This window comes from Oleiphilus sp. HI0128 (assembly GCF_001635365.1).
In genome coordinates, this window is record NZ_LWGG01001368.1 from 1 (window position 1) to 618 (window position 618).

Here is a 618-nt window from a genome sequence, read left to right on the forward strand (position 1 = left end):
CCACAACCCAAAATGTCAGAAACCCTGGCAGATGGCCAACTAACAGCTGATGATGCATTCAATGCAATGAGTGACGCAAAAGCCGTCCGTGATATGATGGAATCTCGTAACGAAACACTGAAAGCGATTACCGGCGAAAACTAAAAGCCATTCATTTCGCTCATACCAGTACACTTCAGCAAATAGCCCTGAGAAGACCTTAAGTCATTAAGGCCCTCTCTAAGCCCCTTACCAGAGCACAAAAAGACCGTGACAAAAAGCAGTAAACAGCAATATCGAATTAAAGAGATGTTTTACAGCCTGCAAGGCGAAGGCGCTCGTGCAGGGCGTGCAGCTGTATTTTGTCGTTTTAGTAAGTGCAATTTATGGAATGGGAGAGAAGATAGCCGGGCAGACGCTGTGTGCAATTTCTGCGACACAGATATTCTTGGCACAGATGGGCAAAATGGTGGCGAGTTTGCTAATGCCCAAGCATTGGCAACAAAAATTCAATCACTCTGGGACAGCAATCAAGTACTCGCCAGCTCTTCTTCAAGCCGTAAGAGTATAGCCAAACCCTACGTTATCTTCACTGGCGGAGAACCACTACTTCAGCTTGACCCAAAACTGATAGAGTTG

At 46.0% G+C, this 618-nt stretch carries 1 pseudogene; it reads left to right on the forward strand.

The features are described 5' to 3' along the window. Positions 1-288: 288 nt before the first annotated feature. Positions 289-618 (forward strand): annotated as a pseudogene (locus tag A3763_RS22635) (7-carboxy-7-deazaguanine synthase); the annotation flags it as partial.